This window comes from Brevibacterium sp. SIMBA_078, from assembly GCF_046534565.1.
In the GTDB taxonomy this organism is placed as follows: Bacteria; Actinomycetota; Actinomycetes; order Actinomycetales; family Brevibacteriaceae; genus Brevibacterium.
Genome location: NZ_JAWRYQ010000452.1, coordinates 1 through 247 on the forward strand (window position 1 = coordinate 1; position 247 = coordinate 247).

At 47.8% G+C, this 247-nt stretch carries 1 protein-coding gene; it reads left to right on the forward strand.

The features are described from left to right. Positions 1–39: 39 nt before the first annotated feature. Positions 40–247 (forward strand): antiterminator Q family protein (locus SB749_RS20385; RefSeq protein ID WP_001637079.1); only part of this gene is annotated, 208 nt, incomplete at its 3' end.

Below are 247 nucleotides of genomic sequence, written 5' to 3' on the forward strand. Positions count from 1 at the left end.
CAATGCTGTGACGATGACGCGATGATCATTTGTGAATGTATGGCTCGCCTGAAAAAAAACAACAGCGATTTACATGATTTATTGGTGGACTATTATGTCGGCGGCATGACCTTTATGGCGCTTGCACGTAAGCATGGGCGATCTGATTGTTGGGTTGGCAGGATGCTCCAGAAAGCTGAGGGCGTAGTGGAGGGCATGCTGATGGTGTTGGATCTCCGATTGGAGATGGATGCTGATTGTTCGAAAT